General features: G+C 70.7%; 16 protein-coding genes. 2 read left to right on the forward strand and 14 right to left on the reverse strand.

Features of this window, described 5'->3' with window-relative positions:
• Positions 1-202: 202 nt before the first annotated feature.
• Positions 203-883 (forward strand): phosphoribosyltransferase, encoded by a 681-nt coding sequence (locus G6N19_RS00575; protein ID WP_193465567.1) that lies wholly within the window; start codon positions 203-205, stop codon positions 881-883.
• Here the strand turns inward: G6N19_RS00575 and G6N19_RS00580 are convergent.
• The gene (locus G6N19_RS00580; protein ID WP_193465568.1) at positions 880-1218 is read right to left on the reverse strand and encodes a hypothetical protein; all 339 of its coding nucleotides are present in this window, start codon (positions 1216-1218) and stop codon (positions 880-882) included. The two genes, G6N19_RS00575 and G6N19_RS00580, sit on opposite strands and share 4 nt — an antisense overlap.
• Positions 1219-1283: 65 nt before the next feature.
• Positions 1284-2084, reverse strand: a complete 801-nt coding sequence (wag31, locus tag G6N19_RS00585) for a DivIVA-like cell division protein Wag31 (RefSeq protein WP_013828687.1) — start codon at positions 2082-2084, stop codon at positions 1284-1286.
• Between the two features lie 367 nt (positions 2085-2451).
• Here wag31 and G6N19_RS00590 point away from each other — a divergent pair, with 367 nt between their 5' ends.
• The gene (locus tag G6N19_RS00590) at positions 2452-3252 is read left to right on the forward strand and encodes a DUF2249 domain-containing protein (RefSeq protein ID WP_013828686.1); all 801 of its coding nucleotides are present in this window, start codon (positions 2452-2454) and stop codon (positions 3250-3252) included.
• Between the two features lie 60 nt (positions 3253-3312).
• On the opposite strand, the gene G6N19_RS00595 is transcribed toward G6N19_RS00590, so the two are convergent.
• The 12 genes from G6N19_RS00595 to G6N19_RS00650 all read right to left on the reverse strand — a co-directional run bounded on the left by G6N19_RS00595 (position 3313) and on the right by G6N19_RS00650 (position 17569).
• On the reverse strand, positions 3313-3603 hold the full coding sequence (locus G6N19_RS00595) for a YggT family protein (RefSeq protein WP_013828685.1): 291 nt from the start codon (positions 3601-3603) through the stop codon (positions 3313-3315).
• A 72-nt stretch (positions 3604-3675) separates the two neighbouring features.
• Complete coding sequence (locus G6N19_RS00600) at positions 3676-4338, reverse strand: cell division protein SepF (protein ID WP_041319770.1); 663 nt, start codon at positions 4336-4338, stop codon at positions 3676-3678.
• 154 nt (positions 4339-4492) lie between these two features.
• Entirely contained in the window at positions 4493-5200 is a 708-nt protein-coding gene (gene pgeF / locus G6N19_RS00605) for a peptidoglycan editing factor PgeF (protein WP_013828683.1), read from the reverse strand.
• Positions 5201-5217: 17 nt separating this feature from the next.
• Positions 5218-6381 carry a cell division protein FtsZ gene (gene ftsZ, locus G6N19_RS00610; RefSeq protein WP_013828682.1) on the reverse strand — a complete coding sequence of 388 codons (1164 nt, stop codon included), beginning with the start codon at positions 6379-6381 and terminating at the stop codon, positions 5218-5220.
• A gap of 326 nt (positions 6382-6707) precedes the next feature.
• A complete protein-coding gene (locus tag G6N19_RS00615; protein WP_232062465.1) occupies positions 6708-7673 on the reverse strand; it encodes a cell division protein FtsQ/DivIB in 966 nt (321 codons plus the stop codon).
• Positions 7674-7696: 23 nt separating this feature from the next.
• A complete protein-coding gene (gene murC / locus G6N19_RS00620) occupies positions 7697-9181 on the reverse strand; it encodes a UDP-N-acetylmuramate--L-alanine ligase (protein ID WP_193465569.1) in 1485 nt (494 codons plus the stop codon).
• Positions 9171-10238, reverse strand: a complete 1068-nt coding sequence (gene murG, locus G6N19_RS00625) for an undecaprenyldiphospho-muramoylpentapeptide beta-N-acetylglucosaminyltransferase (RefSeq protein ID WP_408632475.1) — start codon at positions 10236-10238, stop codon at positions 9171-9173. Before murG ends, murC begins: the two co-directional genes overlap by 11 nt.
• Before the next feature lie 94 nt (positions 10239-10332).
• Positions 10333-11901, reverse strand: a complete 1569-nt coding sequence (gene ftsW, locus G6N19_RS00630) for a putative lipid II flippase FtsW (RefSeq protein ID WP_013828678.1) — start codon at positions 11899-11901, stop codon at positions 10333-10335.
• Positions 11898-13424, reverse strand: a complete 1527-nt coding sequence (gene murD, locus G6N19_RS00635) for a UDP-N-acetylmuramoyl-L-alanine--D-glutamate ligase (RefSeq protein ID WP_193465570.1) — start codon at positions 13422-13424, stop codon at positions 11898-11900. Before murD ends, ftsW begins: the two co-directional genes overlap by 4 nt.
• 1 nt (position 13425) lies before the next feature.
• A complete protein-coding gene (gene mraY, locus G6N19_RS00640) occupies positions 13426-14505 on the reverse strand; it encodes a phospho-N-acetylmuramoyl-pentapeptide-transferase (RefSeq protein WP_013828676.1) in 1080 nt (359 codons plus the stop codon).
• On the reverse strand, positions 14502-16007 hold the full coding sequence (locus G6N19_RS00645) for a UDP-N-acetylmuramoyl-tripeptide--D-alanyl-D-alanine ligase (RefSeq protein ID WP_193465571.1): 1506 nt from the start codon (positions 16005-16007) through the stop codon (positions 14502-14504). Before G6N19_RS00645 ends, mraY begins: the two co-directional genes overlap by 4 nt.
• The gene (locus tag G6N19_RS00650) at positions 16004-17569 is read right to left on the reverse strand and encodes a UDP-N-acetylmuramoyl-L-alanyl-D-glutamate--2,6-diaminopimelate ligase (RefSeq protein WP_193466271.1); all 1566 of its coding nucleotides are present in this window, start codon (positions 17567-17569) and stop codon (positions 16004-16006) included. Before G6N19_RS00650 ends, G6N19_RS00645 begins: the two co-directional genes overlap by 4 nt.
• Positions 17570-17624: the final 55 nt, after the last annotated feature.

Here is a 17624-nt window from a genome sequence, read left to right on the forward strand (position 1 = left end):
CCTATGACGCGACTCATCAGCTACCCCCGCAGATGTCACCTATGTCGCGACTCATCTGTCACCTATGTCGTGAACTCACACACCCCCTCGGACACCGCGTGCGATGAGTCGCTTCCGCACTTCGATGCCGCCGGCCTCTGCGACGAGGCAGTTGCCCGGCCAGCAGCGACAATGTGTTCAGCGTCGTAGGCTCGATAAGGACATGACTCGTCCAAGCCGCTCGAACCCGGCGTCGGCTCGCACCTTCCGCGACCGCCGTGACGCCGGCCGGGTGCTGGCCGATCGGCTGGCCGACTACCGCGACGCCGACGGACTGCTGGTGCTGGGTCTGGCCCGCGGCGGGGTTCCGGTCGGCTGGGAGGTCGCAGCGGCGCTCAACGCGCCGCTGGACGTGTTCCTGGTCCGCAAGCTCGGTGTGCCGCAGCAGCCCGAGCTGGCGATGGGCGCGCTGGCCGGCGGGCAGGTGGTGATGAACGACCAGGTGCTCAGCAGCCTGGGTATCGGCGGCGCCGAGGTGCAGTCGGTGATCGACCGCGAATCAGCCGAACTGCGCCGCCGCGAACACGCCTACCGCGGCGACCGGCCACCTGCCGACCTGCATGGCCGGGTGGTGATCTTGGTCGACGACGGCATCGCGACCGGAGCAAGCGTGCTGGCGGCGGTGCGGGCGGTGCAGTCGGCCGAACCGGCCCGCACTGTCGTCGCGGTACCGGTCGGCCCGCTCTCGGCGTGCCGCAAGATCGCCCAAGAGGCCGACGACGTCGTGTGCGCGACGATGCCGGACTCGTTCGACGCGGTTGGCCAGGCCTATCTCGACTTCCGTCAGGTCAGCGACGACGAAGTACGGGACCTGCTGGCCACACCGACCACCACTGCGAGTTAGTCCGCAGGGTGCGCGACCGGCTCCTCCTCGGCCGCCTCCTCGTCGTAGTCCGCGACAACCGCCTCGTCAGCTGCTTCGGCCGCCTCGGACGTTTCGGCCGCCGCTTCGTCGTCCTCGTCGACGACGGCGTCCGAATCTTCGGGTTCCTCACCCGGCTCCGGAGCCGGGGGCCGACTGCCGCGGCGACGTTCCCGCAGCGCGTCGACAATCAGCAACAGCACACCCAGCAAGCTCGCGACAATGCATACCCACGCCACCAACGCATTGCTGGTGACCACGGCGAACACCAACGCAGCAAGCCCTATTGCCGCCAATACCAGTGCAATGATCAGCATCGATTCACCTCCCGCCCGAGGAGCAGACTACTCGATTCCCAGGTGCGGCGGTTCGGTTCCGGGGCTCAGTTCGTCCCGCGGTTGAAATGGTTGAACCCGCCGCCGTCGCTGGCTGCGCTGGTGTCGACCGGTGCCGCCGAGCCCCGCTGGCCCAACTCCTCGAGCTGGGATTCCAGGTAGGTCTTGAGCCGGGTGCGGTACTCACGCTCGAAGGTGCGCAACTGCTCCAGGCGGCCTTCCAGCACGGTGCGCTGCTGGTTGATCGTGCCCATGATCTCGGAATGCTTGCGTTCGGCGTCGGCTTGCAGCGCATCGGCCTTCTCCTGGGCTTGGCGCAGCTGGGTCTCGGAACGCGTCTGCGCATCGGCCAGCATGGCGTCAGCGCGCTGCCGGGCGTCGGCGACGGTCGTCTCGGCGGTTTGCCGTGCCTCACTGAGGATCTGGTCGGCGTTGGCACGGGCGTCGGCCATCAGCTTCTCGGACTCGGCCCGGGCGGTACCGGTCAGCCGGTCGGCGGTGTCCTGAGCCAGGCTCAGCACGCGGGCCGCTTTGAGGTGCTGGTCTTCGGTGGGGGGCTCCGGCGCGGCGGCGGCGACCGGCTGCGGCGCCGACGGCTCGGGAGACGGCTCGTAGACCGGGATCGCGGTGGTGGGCTGCTGGCCGCCGCCACCGGCGCGGGCCGCGGCGAGCTCCTGGTCGAGTTCGCTGACGCGCTGGCGCAGGTCTGCGTTCTCCTCGATGAGGCGGGTCAGTTCGCCTTCCACGAGGTCGAGAAAGGCGTCGACCTCGTCCTCGTTGTAGCCGCGCTTCCCGATGGGCGGTTTGCTGAACGCGACGTTGTGCACGTCTGCCGGTGTTAGTGGCATGGTCTGCCCCCTTGAGTCAGGTAGTTAGCACCGATCGGGCAAGTCTAGGTCGACCGGGAATACGCTAGCCGTGTAGTAACTGCCGTCCATCCTGTCACATCAGGAGCTGGGCTCGGCAATGAGAATGATATTAAGAGCGAATTTCAAATTGCTGCCACAGAAATCACGTTTCGGCAAACACAACTGATGACGGCGTTCGCCGATCGCTGCCGGTAGAGCGGTCCCGGATCCGGGTCGTATCCCGGACCCGCGGTCTACCGGGCCGGCCATCCGGGCCGTATTATCTACAAGGCCTACCCGTAAATATTGAAGGTAGGTGGCTTGGAAGGCCGACGCAGGTGACGACCAATCGGAAGGACTCTCGAGGATGACAACCAACGACGTGGTCGTGGCGACCAGCGCGGCGGATTCAGCCGCCGTCGATGACGTACGGTCCGCCTACGCCGAGCTGCTCGGCCGCCAGGCCGCGCTCGGGGCGGCGGTGTTCGCCGCGGTGGGCACGGCCGGTCCGGCATTCGACGACGCCCACCGCACGGTGCAGGCGTTCATCGAGCAAGCGGTGCGGCCACAGCTGCGGGCAGCGGTGGAACTGATCTATCCGGCCGCAGCCGGTGTCGAGCGGTCACGGCTGCTGATCGAGGGGCTGCTCGGCGAGACCCACCTGATCGAGCAGGCCGCGGCGCGCATCGCCCGTGACACCGACCGGGTACAGATCGCCGCGCACGTCGAGGCGCTGCGGGTGCTGCTGGAGGCACTGCTGGGCAAGGTCGCCGACCTGCTGCTGCCCGCGCTCGCGGAGGCCAGCGGCGTCGCGCTGGCCGATCTGGCCGCCCAGCTGCCGGCGATCCCCACCGAGCGGGGCGCCCCCGCTCAGGCCCCCGGGCCGGCCGCCCACGGCCACGGTCACGGCCACGGCGGTTGCGGCTGCGGCGAAGAGGACGAGGAGATGCCCGAGCTCGACGTGCGCGAGATCCCGCACGCGATTCGGCACGCGACGGTGTTCGGGGCCTTCGATGCGGTTCCGGCGGGCGGCTCGATGCTGCTGGTGGCGCCGCACGACCCGATCCCGCTGCTGCACCAGCTCGCCGAGCGCAGCGGTGGCCGGCTGGCCGTCGGTTATGAGGAGCGTGGCCCGGAGGCGTGGCGGTTGCGGCTGACCCGGGTCTGATGACGCCCGGGGTGGCCCGGCACCCGAATCCGGGTCACCCCGGCGCTTGGGCGCCGTTGCTCACGCGGCGTGCTGTAGCGCCAGTTCCATCCCGATGAACGCGATCAGCAACAGCACCATGATCGACAGGTCGATGCGCACCGCCCCGATGGTCAACTGCGGTATCAACCGCCGCAGCAGTTTCACCGGTGGATCGGTGATGCTCATGATCAGCTCCAGGATCACCACGGTGGCGCCGCGCGGGTGCCAGTCCCGGCTGAACGAGCGGACGAACTCGATGACGATCCGAGCGATGAGCAACAGCCAGAAAACGAACAGCGCGATACCGAGAATCGTGAAGAACAGCGCCAACGGAATGCGACCTTACTGACGAGGGTGTGCCCGCATCAGCATCGCGCTGACCGGCCCGACTGTTGCCCCAGCCTACCGATAGGCGTAGAAGCCGGTTTCGGCGATGCGGCGACGCTCCTCGGGCGTCACGTCGACGTCGGCCGGCGACAGCAGGAACACCTTGGTCGCGACCTTGTCGAACGAGCCACGCAGGGCGAATGCCAGACCCGCCGCGAAGTCGACCAACCGCTTGGCGTCGGCGTTGTCCATCGACACCAGATCCATGATCACCGGGGTGCCGTCGCGGAACCGCTCACCGATGGTGCGGGCCTCGCTGTAGTCCTTGGGGCGCAACGTGGTGATCTTCGACAGCGGACTGCTCTCGTCGAACATCATCGCCATCCGGCGCGGGTCCATCGCCAGGGCGCCGCGGGTGGAACCGCGCAGCGAGGCGAACCGTGAACGCTCGAAGTCGCGGGGGCGGTCGAAGTCGCGGCCCCGGTACCGCGGGTCATCGTCGTAGCCGCCCCGGTAGCCCGCCGGCGCCTCGTCGTACTCGCGACCGTCGAATCGTTCGTCGTAGCGACCGTCGGAGCGACCCGCGACCCGGTCGAAGACGTCCTCGGAGAACCGCTCCCCCCGGGGTGCGTAGTCGCGCGACGAGGCGCGCTCATCGCCGTCGTCGTAGTAGTCGTCGTCGTAGTCCTCCATAGGAGCCATCCCGAAGTAGGCCTTGACCTTGTGGAGTGTGCTCATCATTGGACCCTTCTCTGATGACTGTGATGAAGGTGTGACTGAAGTGACTAATTATGGTGACGGTAATGGCCGAGTGCGCCGTGGCGCGGCAACGACACGCGGACAGGCGCAACCGGTTTCACGGTCGCTCCGCCGGCACCCCGGTACCGCCGGCTCATTCCAGCCACACCAGTGACGCGAGCCGGCCGGTGCGGCCGTCCCGCCGGTGACTGAACAACTTCGGGTCGGCCGCCGTGCAGCGGGGGTCGGCGTCGATGGCCTCGACGCCCAATTCCCGTAATTGCCGGGTGATTCCGGCCCGCAGGTCCAGGCCGGGGGTGCCGGCCGAGGTGCGGGTGCGACTACCCGGCAGTGCCGCCTCGACCTCCTCGGCCATCGCCGCGGGCACCTCATAGTGCGGTCCGCTGATCGCCGGGCCGAGCAGCACCGAGATGTCACCGAGCTGCGCCCCCGCCGCGAGCATCCCCTCCAGCGCCCGGGCGACGATGCCGCGCTGGGCGCCGACCCGGCCGGCGTGTACCGCCGCCACCACGCCGGCGCGTGCATCCGCCATCAGCACCGGTACGCAGTCGGCGGTCACCACCACCATCGCCAGCCGGGGCACGCCTGTGATCAGCGCGTCGGTTGCGTCTACCGGGGTGTCGCGCGGTTCGTCGACGACCACCACCTGATCCCCGTGCACCTGGTTCATCCACACCAGGCGGTCGGGACCGAGTCCGGTGGCCTTGGCCAACCGCGCGCGGTTGGTCGCCACCGCCGCCGGATCGTCGCCGACATGATCGCCGAGGTTGAAGCTGTCGAACGGAGCCGCCGAGACGCCACCGGACCGGGTGGTGGTCACCCGCCGGACGCGGAACGTCACCGACTCAGGGCCGAACGCTAGTGGCGCATGAACGGCGGGACGTCGACGTCGTCGTCATCCACGCCGTCATCGCCGTTGCGCCCGCCGACGCTGACCGTCGCACCGTTGGTCGGGGCGGGCACGCTGACGGCGTCGACCGGGTCGAACAGCGACGACGTGACCTTGCCGGCCTGCCCGGGCGCCACGGCGTGCCGTGGTTGGCCCGTTGCGCCGGTCACCGGTTTGCGGCCCGCACCGGCCGAGTCGAAGCCCGCCGCGATCACGGTCACCCGGACCTCGTCGCCGAGCGAATCGTCGATCACGGTGCCGAAGATGATGTTGGCCTCGGGGTGCGCGGCGTCCTGCACCAGCGACGCCGCCTCGTTGATCTCGAACAACCCCAGGTCGCTGCCGCCGGCGACCGACATCAGCACACCCTGGGCGCCCTCCATCGAGGCCTCCAGCAGCGGCGAGTTGATCGCGATCTCAGCGGCCTTGAGCGCCCGGCCGTCGCCGCGAGCCGACCCGATTCCCATCAGCGCGGTGCCCGCGCCGCTCATGATGCCCTTGACGTCGGCGAAGTCGACGTTGATCAGGCCCGGCGTGGTGATCAGGTCGGTGATGCCCTGGACGCCGTTGAGCAGCACCTCGTCGGCGCTGCGGAAGGCGTCCATCAGCGAGACCTGCGCGTCGCCCATCTGCAGCAACCGGTCGTTGGGGATCACGATCAGGGTGTCGCAGCTCTCCCGCAGCGTGTTGATCCCGTTCTCGGCCTGGTTGCTGCGGCGTTTGCCCTCGAAGGAGAACGGCCGGGTGACCACGCCGACGGTCAGCGCCCCGAGCTTGCGCGCGATGGTGGCGACGACCGGCGCGCCACCGGTGCCGGTGCCGCCGCCCTCGCCGGCGGTGACGAACACCATGTCGGCGCCGCGCAGTAGCTCTTCGATCTCGTCCTTGGCGTCTTCGGCGGCCCGGCGCCCGACTTCGGGGTCGGCGCCGGCACCGAGGCCGCGGGTCGAGTCGCGCCCGACGTCGAGCTTGACGTCGGCGTCGCTCATCAACAATGCCTGTGCGTCGGTGTTGATCGCGATGAACTCGACGCCCTTGAGGCCCTGCTCGATCATCCGGTTGACGGCGTTGACGCCGCCACCACCGATACCCACGACTTTGATGACGGCCAGATAGTTGTGCGGTGGGGTCATCGTTCGTCTTCCTCCCTGGTGGGATCTGATCCCTCTCTGGGGCCTGGCTTACCGCTGAACTCCCTGAACTGCCTTTCGAAGAAACTGTGGCAAACCCTCAACCTCAACCAAAGGCTTAGAGTTATGTCAAGTTGTTCCGCGTAACCGCCACAGTAGGGCCGCCCCGCCCGTCCTCGGCTCCGACGCGCCGAGACACACCGGGCGAATTTTCCCGGCTACACCGCACCCGTTCCGGCCCAACCCCGTCGAGCCGGAATATCGCGTCGGTCTGTCACACGCCGCGGGCGCGTCGCCGTATTCCGGCTCGGCAGACAGTACCGACTGCGCTAGCGGACGGTCGGCAGATCCGGACTCGAGACGTCGTAGGTGTGACCGGGCTGGGTGAGCAACGCCGCCAGCTTCTGGGCCTTCTCCGCGGTGCGATCGGTGCTGCCCCAGACCACCACCCGGCCGTCGGCCAACGTCAGGGTGATGGAAGCGACCGACGGGGCGGCCACCCGGCTGACCTGGCCGGCGACCTCGGGGGCCAGCGCGGTCATCACCTGCAGCGCGGCCCGGCTGGCCGGATCCGTCGGGCCGGGGTTCTCGACGTCGAAGACCGGCAGCGGCCCCGGCGGCGGCGCCGTCGCGAAATCGACGCCGTCGCGGTCGAACAGATGCGGGCCGTCCGGAAAATCCTTGAACACCACGGCGACCCGCTCCACCACCGTGATCGACAACACCGAGGGGTACTGCCGCTGCACCCGGGTGCTGGCGACCCGGCGGATCGCCGCGACTCGCTCGGCGACGCTGCCGGTGTCGATTTGCAGCAGCGGGGTGCCGAGCCGCACCTTCGCGACGTCGATGACCTCCTCGCGAGGCACCGCCGCGATCCCGGTGACCTCGATGTCGCGCACCGACATCACCGGCGTGAAATACAGGATGAGGCCGAGCCCGACCACCAGCACCACCGCAAGGAATGTGGCCAGCACCATCTTCAAGCCCCGGATGGCCCCCCGCGGAACGCCCTGCTGCGGCTCGGCGGAACCGGCCCGTAGTCGGCGCTTGGCATCCCGGCGGGCTTGTTCGATCGCCTCGGCGCGCGCCTGTGCCGCACGGCGCTCGGCGCGCTCCCGCCGTGCGCGCCGCCGCGGGCCCTCGGCCTCCGCGGGCTCCTCGGACTCCGCGCCGGCCGCGGCGTCACCGGTGGCCCGGCCGGCTTCGGTGTTCTGGCCGGCTTCGGTGTTCTCGACGTGCTCGGTTTCTTCGATGTCCCGCGCGGCGCCGTCGCCCACCGGGTCTTCCGGTGTCACGTCAGGTTCGTCGGGTGGCGTACTCACAGCGCGCCCGGGCGGCCGGGAAGGGTCCGGTCGGACCGCGCCCGCAGCGCGGTCACGATCTCCGGGCCCAGCACGGTCACGTCGCCGGCGCCCATGGTGACGATCACGTCACCAGGCCCGGCCGCCGCGGCCACCGCCTGCGGCACCGCGGCGAAGTCCGGCAGGTAGTGCACCGGAACGCTGACATGCTCGGCGACACTCGCCCCGCTCACGCCGGGCAACGGCTGCTCACGCGCACCGTAAACGTCAAGCACGAACACCTCATCGGCGCCGTTCAGCGACCGGCCGAACTCGGCAGCGAAAGCCTTTGTCCGCGAGTACAGATGCGGCTGAAACACCACCAGGCTGCGGCCCGTGCCACGCTCGGCGAGCAGGGCGCGGACCGCGGTCAGCGTCGCGGCGATCTCGGTGGGATGGTGTGCGTAGTCGTCGAAGACCCGCACCGACCCCGACGAGCCCGCCGAGCCCACCAATTCGAACCTGCGTCGTACCCCGTCGAAGCCAGCCAGGCCGTCGAGCACGGCCTGCAGCGACGCGCCGACCTCGACCGCAGCCAGCAACGCACCCAGCGCGTTGAGCGCCATGTGCCGGCCCGGCACCGCCAGGCGCATCGCCTCCCGGGAAGCGGATCCCGCCAGCGCGATCTCGGCGACCGCGCCGGTCCCCTGCTGTTCCCAGCTCAACAGCGAACCGGCCAGCTCCTGCTGTCCGGGCCGCTCGGTGCCGTAGCGCAGAACCCGGATGCCCTGTGCCGCAGTGCGATCGGCCAGCTCGGCGGCGCCGGGGTCATCGACGCACACCACCGCCGCGCCGCCCGGCGTGATGCGCTCCATGAACGAGTCGAACACCCGGGTGTAGGCCTCGGCACTGCCGAAGAAGTCCAGGTGGTCGGCTTCGACGTTGGTCACCACCGCGACGTTCGGGGTGTACTCCAGCAGCGAGCCGTCGCTCTCGTCGGCCTCGGCGACGAACAACGGTCCGCTGCCGTGATGGGCGTTGGTGCCGGCCTCGGCACCGGCCGTACCCAATTCGCCACCGACCGCGAACGACGGATCCAGCCCGCAGTGCTGCAACGCGACCACCAGCATCGACGTGGTGGTGGTCTTGCCGTGCGTGCCGGTGACCATCAAGGTGGTGCGCCCGGCCATCAGCATGGCCAGCACCGCCGGCCGCAACACCACCGGAATGCCGCGGCGGCGGGCCTCGACGAGTTCGGGGTTGGTCTTGGGGATCGCCGCGTGGGTGGTCACCACCGTGGTGACACCGCCCGGCAACAGATCCAGCGCCGAGGCGTCGTGGCCGATCCGCACCTGCGCGCCCCGGGCCCGCAGCGCGTGGGTCCCGCGCGACTCCTTGGCGTCGGACCCCGACACCAGGCCGCCCCGGTCCAGCAGGATGCGGGCGATACCGGACATGCCCGCTCCTCCGATGCCGACCATGTGCACCCGGCTCAGCTCCGGCGGCAGCTGATCAGTGCTCATTACGGCTCCGAGACCGCCGGTCGGCCGCCACGTCCAACGCCGCCTGCGCCACCCGCTGCGCCGCTTCCGGGTGCCCGGCCAGCCGGGCGGCGCTGGTCATCGCGGCGAGCCGCGCCCGGTCGGTGAGCAGCCCGGCGACCGTGCCGGCCACGAAGTCCGGGGTCAGCGCGGCGTCGTCGACCAGCTCACCGCCGCCCGCGTCGACGACCGGCAGCGCGTTGAGCCGCTGCTCACCGTTGCCGATCGGCAACGGCACGTACACCGCCGGCAATCCGACCGCCGACACCTCGGCGACCGTCATCGCCCCGGACCGGCAGATCGCCAGATCGGCGGCCGCATATGCCAGGTCCATCCGGTCCAAATAAGGCACCGCGACGTACGGCGGATCGCCCTCGGCGGGCCGCGGCAGATCCAGCGTGTTCTTCGGGCCGTGCGCGTGCAGCACCGAAACCCCGGCCGCAGCAAGATGTTTGGCCGCACCGGCGACCGCCTGGTTGATCGACTGGGCGCCTTGGGAACCGCCGAACACCAGCAGCACCCGAGCGTCGTCGGCGAAGCCGAAGTGGGCGCGGGCCGTTGCCCGCAGCGCCGCCCGGTCCAGCGTGGTGATCGCCGCGCGGACCGGCACCCCGACCACCTCCGGGCGCGACAGGCCGCAATCGCCGACGGCGGAGAGCACCCGCGCGGCGCCGTGGGCGCCGACCCGGTTGGCCAGCCCGGCGCGCGCGTTGGCCTCGTGGATCACCACCGGAATCTGCCGCCGGCCGATACCACGCGCGGCCAGATACGCCGGCAACGCCACGTAGCCGCCGAACCCGATCACCACGTCGGCCCGCACGGCGCGCAGCACCGCCCGGGTCTCGCGAACGGCCCGCACCACCCGGGCCGGCAGCCGAATCAGATCAGCGTTGAGTTTGCGCGGCAACGGCACCGGGGTGATCAACTCCAGGTCATAGCCGCGAGCGGGCACCAGCCGGGTCTCCAGGCCGCGTGCCGTGCCCAGCGCGGTGATGCGGACACCTGCGTCCACGGCGCGCAGCGCGTCGGCGACGGCCATCGCGGGCTCGACGTGGCCTGCGGTACCGCCGCCGGCCAGAACCACCGATATCGGCGCACCGCGGTCCGGCTTGCTGACCGAGTCGTTCACTCCCCTAATGCTGACCTTCCAGTGCGCGTGCGCGCCCGACTGTCGGACGCCGCTCGGCCGACGCCGGTTGTCGGGACGCCGCTTGTACGGACGCCGCCCGGCGACGTCGGCCGGCTCCATTTTGCCCTGCCCGGCCCGTGCCGCGGCTCGCCGCCCGCTTCGTCGGCTGCCCGGCTGCGCGTTGCCGCCCGGCCGACCGGGACGGTGCCCGCCCGGTGCCGCGCTGCCCGCCGGCGGATTGCGGCCGAGACCGCAGCCGGTCACGCAGTGCCTCGATCCGGGTCGGTGCATACGGCTCCGGCAGCGGCAACCGCAGCATCCGGTTCATCCGGTCGTCGGCGCCGGCGCGCAGCGCAGCCACCGCCTCCGGTTCGTGCCGGGCCGCATTGGCCATGATGCCGATCATGAACAACGTTGTCGCCGTGGAGGTTCCACCGGCCGATATCAGCGGTAGCTGAATCCCGGTGACAGGCAGCAGCCCGATCACGTAGCCGACGTTGATGAAGGACTGGCCGATCACCCACATCGTGGTGGTGGCCGCCAGCAGTCGCAGGAACGGGTCGGCGGAGCGCTTCGCGATGCGCATGCCGGTGTAGGCGAACAGGCCGAACAGCGCCAGCAACCCGAACCCGCCGATGAAGCCGAGTTCCTCGCCGATGATGGCGAAGATGAAGTCGTTGTGCGCGTTGGGCAGGTAGTTCCACTTGGCGGTCCCCTGGCCCAGGCCGTCGCCGAAGATGCCGCCGTTGGCCAGTGCGAACTTCGCCTGCCGCGCCTGGTACCCGGCGTTCATCGGGTCGGCATCTGGGTCCAGCCAGGACCGCACCCGGTCGGAACGGTAACCCTCCGAGACGGCCAGGATGCCGGCCGCCACGATCACCGCCGCCAGCGAGCTGGTGAACACCCGCAGCGGCAGGCCGGCGTACCACAGCAGCGCCAGCAGGATGATGCCCAGCGAGACCGTCTGCCCCAGGTCCGGTTGGGCGACGATCAGCGCCAAAGCGACCACCGCGGCCGGCACCAGCGGAATCAGCATCTCGCGCAGCGTCGCGCGTTCCATCCGCCGGGCCGCCAGCAGGTGGGCGCCCCAGATGGCGAACGCGATCTTGGCCAGTTCGGAGGGCTGCATGGAGAATCCGGCGACGACGAACCAGCCCCGGGAGCCGTTGGACAGCGTGCCGATACCGGGGATCAGCACGAGCACCAGCAACACGACGGTGAACGCGAATCCCAGAAAAGCCATGCGGCGCATGAACCGCACCGGCATCCGCAACGCCACATAGCAACCGATGAGCCCGATCACCGTCCAGAGCACCTGCTTGCCGAAGATCCGCCAGGCCGAGCCGTCGACACCGTAGGACTCCACCCCCGACGCGGACAGCACCATGATCAGACCGAGCGTGGTCAGCAACGCGGCAATGGCGATGATGAGGTGAAACGACGTCATGGGCCGGCCCAGCCAGGCCCCGAACCGGGTGCGCGGCTCGGTGTTGGCGGGCTTCGGCGGCGTCGTCTCGTCCTCGGCGGCCGCGGCCCCGGCGTCTCGCCGCAGCCGGGCCAGAATCCCGATCACACCGCCCCTGCCGCGGCGCGCGCGGCGGCCGCGAAGGCATCGCCCCGGGCGCCGTAGCCGGCGAACTGGTCGAAGGACGCCCCCGCCGGGGCCAGCAGCACCGTGTCGCCGGGCCTTGCCAGGTCACGGGCGGCGGCGACCACCGCGGTCATCACTCGCGAGCCCAGCGACTCGTCGGACCCATCAGCTACTCGTGTCACACGAGTAACTGGAGACACAGCAGTCTCACCCATAACTTGCATATCAGCATCCTGACCCGTCTCAACGAAGACGAGGGGGACATCCGGTGCGTGTCGTGATAACGCCTTGGCAACCTCGCCGCGATCGCGGCCGATCAGCACCGCCCCGGCCAGGTGATCGGCGATGCGGGCGACGGTCGCCTCGACCGAGGCGCCCTTGAGCAGACCACCGGCCACCCAGACCACCCGCGGGTAGGCCAGCACCGAGGCTTCGGCGGCGTGCGGGTTGGTGGCCTTGGAGTCGTCGACGTAGCTGATGCCGTCGGCGACGACCACCAGTTCGGCGCGGTGCCGACCGACCTGAAACGATGCCAACGCGGCCGCGATCGCCTCCGGCGGCACCGCCACGCTGCGGGCCAGCGCCGCCGCGGCCAGCGCATCCAGCACGCCGACCGGCCCGGGCACCGAAATCGAGGCCACCGGCGCCAGCGCCACGGCTTCCGCGCCGGCGAACGCGCGGTCGACCAGCATGCCGTCGATGACGCCGAGCTCGCCGGCCGCCGGCTCCCCGAGCCGGAAACCGGCCTTCACCGCCGCGGGCGACCCGCCCAGCAGCGCCGCCGCGCGGGCGTCGTCGAGGCCGACCACCGCCACCCGGCCGGCCAGTGCCCGCGCCTTGTCGGCGGTGTAGGCGGCCATGCTGCCGTGCCAGTCCAGGTGGTCTTCGGCGATGTTGAGCACCGCCCCGGCCTCCGGACGCAGCGACGGCGCCCAGTGCAGCTGGAAACTGGACAGCTCGACGGCCAGCAGTTCGGATTCATGCGGCGGTCCCAGCTTCCGCTCTCCTCCGTCGAGCCTCGCTGAACCGCCGGCGGGCTCGCCGAGCACATCGAGCACCGGGCTGCCGATGTTGCCGCACAATGCGGCGCGCCGGCCCGCGGCGGTCAGCATGGCGTGCAGCATCGACGTCGTGGTGGTCTTGCCGTTGGTGCCGGTCACCACCAGCCAGCGCCGTGGCGGACCGTAACGACCAGCCGCATCGAGCTGCCAGGCCAGTTCCACGTCACCCCAGATCGGCACCCCGGCTTCGGCCGCCGCGGCCAGCACGGGTGTGGTGGGCGCAAACCCGGGGCTGGTGACCACCAGGGTGTAGTCGGCGATCTGGGACCCGGCCTGGGCCGGGCTGCACGTGGTGACCCCGGTGTGGGCACGCAGCGCGGCCGGGTCGTCGTCGCAGAGTGTCAAGTCCAGGCCCAGCGGCGCCAACGCGTTCAGCACCGCCCGGCCGGTCACCCCGGCGCCGGCAACCAGCACCCGGGCGCCGGAGGACAGCACGCCGGTCATGTCAGCCGCCGACGGCGGTGAACCACTCGCCGTAGAACATGGAGACGCCCAGCCCGCAGGCGATGGCCGTCAGCAGCCAGAACCGGATGATCACGGTGGTCTCCGCCCAGCCGGCCAACTCGAAGTGATGATGGAACGGCGCCATCCGGAACACCCGGCGGCCGGTGCTGCGGAACGCCAGGATCTGCACGACGACCGAGGTGATCTCGGCGACGAAGAGCCCGCCGAGCACCACCGCGAGGATCTCGGTGCGGGTGGTGATCGACATCCCGGCGATCACCCCGCCCAGCGCCAGTGATCCGGTGTCGCCCATGAAGATCTTCGCCGGCGCGGCGTTCCACCACAGAAACCCGATGCAGGCGCCCGCCGTGGCGGCGGCGATCAGCGCCAAGTCGAGCGGGTCGCGCACGTTGTAGCAACCCAGTCCGGGCGCGATGGCACAGGCGTTGCGGTGCTGCATCACGGTGATCAGCACGTAGGCGGCACTGACCATCGCCATCGATCCGGCGGCCAGGCCGTCCAGGCCGTCGGTGAAGTTCACCGCGTTCGACCAGGCGCTGACGATCAGGATGACGAACAACACGAAAATCGCCGGTGGCAGTGTGACGGTGGCGATCTCGCGCACGTAGGACAGCTGCTGGGAGCCCGGGGTCAGCCCGGAGCTGTTGCGGAAGTTGAGCACCAGCAGACCGAACAGGGTCGCCGCGGTGACCTGCCCGACGGTCTTGGCGGTCTTGTTCAGGCCGAGATTGCGTGACCGGCGGATCTTGATCAGGTCGTCGATGAATCCGACGCCGCCCAGCGCAGTCGCCAGCCCCAACACCAGTAGCCCGGAGGCCGTCGGTCCGGTGCCGTAGAAGACCAGGCCGGCCAGTTGAGCCGTCAGGTAGCCCGCCCAGATCCCGGCCACGATCGCCACGCCACCCATCGACGGGGTGCCCCGTTTGCTCTGATGGCTGGCCGGGCCGTCCTCGCGGATCTCCTGACCGAAGCCCTGCTTGGTGAACACCCGGATCAGCACCGGGGTCAGCAGGATCGCGACCAACAGCGCGACACCGGCCGCGACGAGGATCATGATCATCGGCGATCTCCCGGGTCGTCGCTGACCAGCGCGTCGGCCAGGGCCGTCAGCCCGGCGGAGTTGGACGCCTTGACCAGCACCACGTCACCCGACCGCAATTCGGCGCGCAGCAGGGCCAGGGCGGCATCGACGTCTTGTACCGCAGTGGCCTCGGCGCCCCAGGATCCCTCCATGACCGCGCCGTGGTGCATCGCCCCCATTGCTCTCCCTACGCCGACGACAATGAGACGAGACACATCTAAGCGCACCGCGAGCCGGCCGATGCGGTCATGCTCAGATATCGCGTCCTCGCCCAGCTCAGCCATCTCGCCGAGCACCGCCCAGCTGTGGCGCTTCGCCCCCGGATTCTCACCGCGGGCGATCCAGGCCAGCGCCTGCAGCGCCGCCCGCATGGAGTCGGGGTTGGCGTTGTAGGAGTCGTCGATCACGGTGACGCCGTCGGCGCGGGTACTGACCTGCATCCGGTGCCCCGAGGCCGGCCCGGCGCCCGCCAGGGCGTCGGCCACCTGCTGCGGCGTAGCACCGCATTCCAAGGCCACGGCAGCGGCGCACAGCGCGTTGCCGACTTGGTGGTCTCCGGACACCCCGAGTGACACCGTGACGTCGGCTTCGCCACCGGCGTGCAGGGCGAACCGCGGGCGGGCCAACTCGTCGAGGACCACGGCATCGGCCCACACGTCGGCGGGCGCGGAGCGGCTGACCCGCACCACCCGTGCGACGGTCTTGTCCGCCATCGCGGCCACCGCGGAATCGTCGACGTTGAGGATCACCACGCCGGACTCCGGAACGGCTTGCACCAGTTCGGCTTTGGTCTCCGCGATCGCCTCGCGGGAGCCGAACTCGCCCAGATGCGCGCTGCCGACGTTGAGCACCACCGCCAGTTGCGGCGGGGCGATGGCAGCCAGTTCCGCGATGTTGCCGCGATGCCGCGCGGACAACTCCAGCACCAGAAAGTCAGTGTGCTCATCGGCCCGCAGCACCGTCCACGGGTGGCCCAGTTCGTTGTTGAACGATCCGGGCGGCGCCACCACCTGACCCAGCGGCGCCAGCACCGTGGCGATCAGGTCTTTGGTGGAGGTTTTGCCCGACGAGCCGGTAACGCCGATGATCCTCAGGCCCTCGGCGACCAGTCGGGCGGCCACCGCGGCGGCGAGTGTGGCCAGCGCGGCCAGCACCGTCGCCCCGGATCCGGACGCGTCGTCGTGCTCGAGCGCACCGGATCTGCTGGCGGCCTTCGGGCCAGGGTCTACCACGATCGCCGGCACCCCGACCGGACGGGCCGCCAGCACCGCCACCGCGCCGGCGGCCACCGCCGACGCCGCGTGGTCGTGGCCGTCGGCACGCGCACCGGGCAGAGCCAGGAACAACGAGCCCGCGGTGATGCGACGGGAGTCGAACTCCACGGTCCCGCTGACCACGGTGCGCGCGGCCTGCTCCGGTGAGATGTCGGCGAGCCGGCCACCCACGATCGCGGCGATCTCCGCGACGGTCAGCGCGATCATCGGTGCTGCTCGCGCGCTTCGAGCGCCTGGGCCAGCTCGATTCGGTCGTCGAAGGGCTGCGTTCGTCCCCCGGCGGTCTGCCCGGTTTCGTGGCCCTTGCCGGCGACGAGCACCACATCGCCGGGCCGCGCCCAGCGCACCGCGTGCTCGATCGCCGCCCGGCGATCACCGATCTCGACCACCGCCGCGCTGCCGTCGGCCGCACCGGCCAGAATCGCGCGCCGGATGTCGGCGGGGTCCTCGCCCCGCGGGTTGTCGTCGGTGATGACCACCAGGTCCGCGGTCTCGGCGGCGATCCGCCCCATCGGCGCACGCTTGCCGTGGTCGCGGTCGCCGCCGGCGCCGAACACCACAGCCAGCCGCCCGGCCGTTTCGCGCAGGTCCTGGCGCAGTGTCTGCAAGACCGCGGCCAGCGCACCCGGCTTGTGCGCGTAGTCGACCAGTGCCAGGAAGTCCTGGCCGCGATCGATCGGCTCCATCCGGCCGGGCACCCGGGCGTCGCGCAGGCCCGGCGCCGCCTGCTCCGGCGACACCCCGACCACGTCGAGAATCGCCAGCGCCACCAGACAATTGGCGACGTTGTAGTCCCCGGGCAGCCCGATTCCGACCGGATGGTGCACCCCGGCGGGGTCCACCGCCACGAACTCCCGGCCACCTGGGCCCGCAGCCGCGCTGACGCCTTCCACACCCCAGCCCGCGGGCCGGCCGGTAACGCTGACGGTGACCGGTGCGCTCGCGCGCGCCGCCATCGCCTCGCCGGCCTCGTCGTCGATACAGACCACCGCCCGGGCGGCGTGCAGCGGTGAGGCCGGATCGAACAGCCGCGCCTTGGCCTCGAAGTAGTCCGCCATGCTCGGGTGGAAGTCCAGGTGGTCACGCGACAGGTTGGTGAACGCGCCCACCGCAAAGCGGGTGCCGTCGGCCCGGCCCAACGTCAGGGCGTGGCTGGACACCTCCATCACCACGGTGTCGACCCCGCGCTGCGCCATCACTGCCAGCAGCGCCTGCAGCGCCGGCGCCTCGGGGGTGGTCAGCGCGCTGGGCAGATCGACCCCGTCGATTCGGACCCCGACGGTGCCGATCAGCCCCGGGGTCCGGCCGGCGGCCCGCAACCCGGCCTCCACCAGGTAGGCGGTGGTGGTCTTGCCCGACGTCCCGGTGACACCGATGACCGTGAGCCGCTCGCAGGGATGCCGGTAGACGGTGGCCGCCACTTCGCCGAGCACCGCGCGAGGAGCCGGATGCACCAGCACCGGTATCCCGGGCGCCACTGCGCCGCTGGTGATCTCGGCGGCCCCGTCGCCATCGGAGAGCACCGCGACCGCGCCGCGCGCCACCGCGTCGGCGACGAACCGCGCCCCGCGGGTGGTCGCGCCGGGCAGCGCCGCGAACAGGTCCCCCGGCTGCGCATCCTGGGCGCGCAGCGTCAGCCCGGTGATCGGCAGCTCCGGCACCACACCGCCGGTCGCGGAGACCGCCCCGACGCGGTCGGCCAGGACGCGCAGCGGCGTACCCGTCCCGACCTCAGGGCGCATTGCGGCAGACACCGCGATCACCTCCATCCGCTGCGGCCAGGTCACCAGAACCGGACCTGAGACTACCCAGGCGGGCACCCAT

Source organism: Mycobacterium novum (genome assembly GCF_010726505.1).
In the GTDB taxonomy this organism is placed as follows: Bacteria; Actinomycetota; Actinomycetes; order Mycobacteriales; family Mycobacteriaceae; genus Mycobacterium; species Mycobacterium algericum.

Excerpts from the sequence above, each read along its gene's own strand:
- G6N19_RS00575 (WP_193465567.1), top strand. The coding sequence starts at position 203 with ATGACTCGTCCAAGCCGCTCGAACCCGGCGTCGGCTCGCACCTTCCGC.
- G6N19_RS00580 (WP_193465568.1), bottom strand. The coding sequence starts at position 1,218 with ATGCTGATCATTGCACTGGTATTGGCGGCAATAGGGCTTGCTGCGTTG.
- wag31 (WP_013828687.1), bottom strand. The coding sequence starts at position 2,084 with ATGCCACTAACACCGGCAGACGTGCACAACGTCGCGTTCAGCAAACCG.
- G6N19_RS00590 (WP_013828686.1), top strand. The coding sequence starts at position 2,452 with ATGACAACCAACGACGTGGTCGTGGCGACCAGCGCGGCGGATTCAGCC.
- G6N19_RS00600 (WP_041319770.1), bottom strand. The coding sequence starts at position 4,338 with ATGAGCACACTCCACAAGGTCAAGGCCTACTTCGGGATGGCTCCTATG.
- ftsZ (WP_013828682.1), bottom strand. The coding sequence starts at position 6,381 with ATGACCCCACCGCACAACTATCTGGCCGTCATCAAAGTCGTGGGTATC.
- murC (WP_193465569.1), bottom strand. The coding sequence starts at position 9,181 with ATGAGCACTGATCAGCTGCCGCCGGAGCTGAGCCGGGTGCACATGGTC.
- murG (WP_408632475.1), bottom strand. The coding sequence starts at position 10,238 with ATGGCCGTCGCCGACGCGCTGCGCGCCGTGGACGCAGGTGTCCGCATC.
- murD (WP_193465570.1), bottom strand. The coding sequence starts at position 13,424 with ATGACCGGCGTGCTGTCCTCCGGCGCCCGGGTGCTGGTTGCCGGCGCC.
- mraY (WP_013828676.1), bottom strand. The coding sequence starts at position 14,505 with ATGATCATGATCCTCGTCGCGGCCGGTGTCGCGCTGTTGGTCGCGATC.
- G6N19_RS00645 (WP_193465571.1), bottom strand. The coding sequence starts at position 16,007 with ATGATCGCGCTGACCGTCGCGGAGATCGCCGCGATCGTGGGTGGCCGG.
- G6N19_RS00650 (WP_193466271.1), bottom strand. The coding sequence starts at position 17,569 with ATGGAGGTGATCGCGGTGTCTGCCGCAATGCGCCCTGAGGTCGGGACG.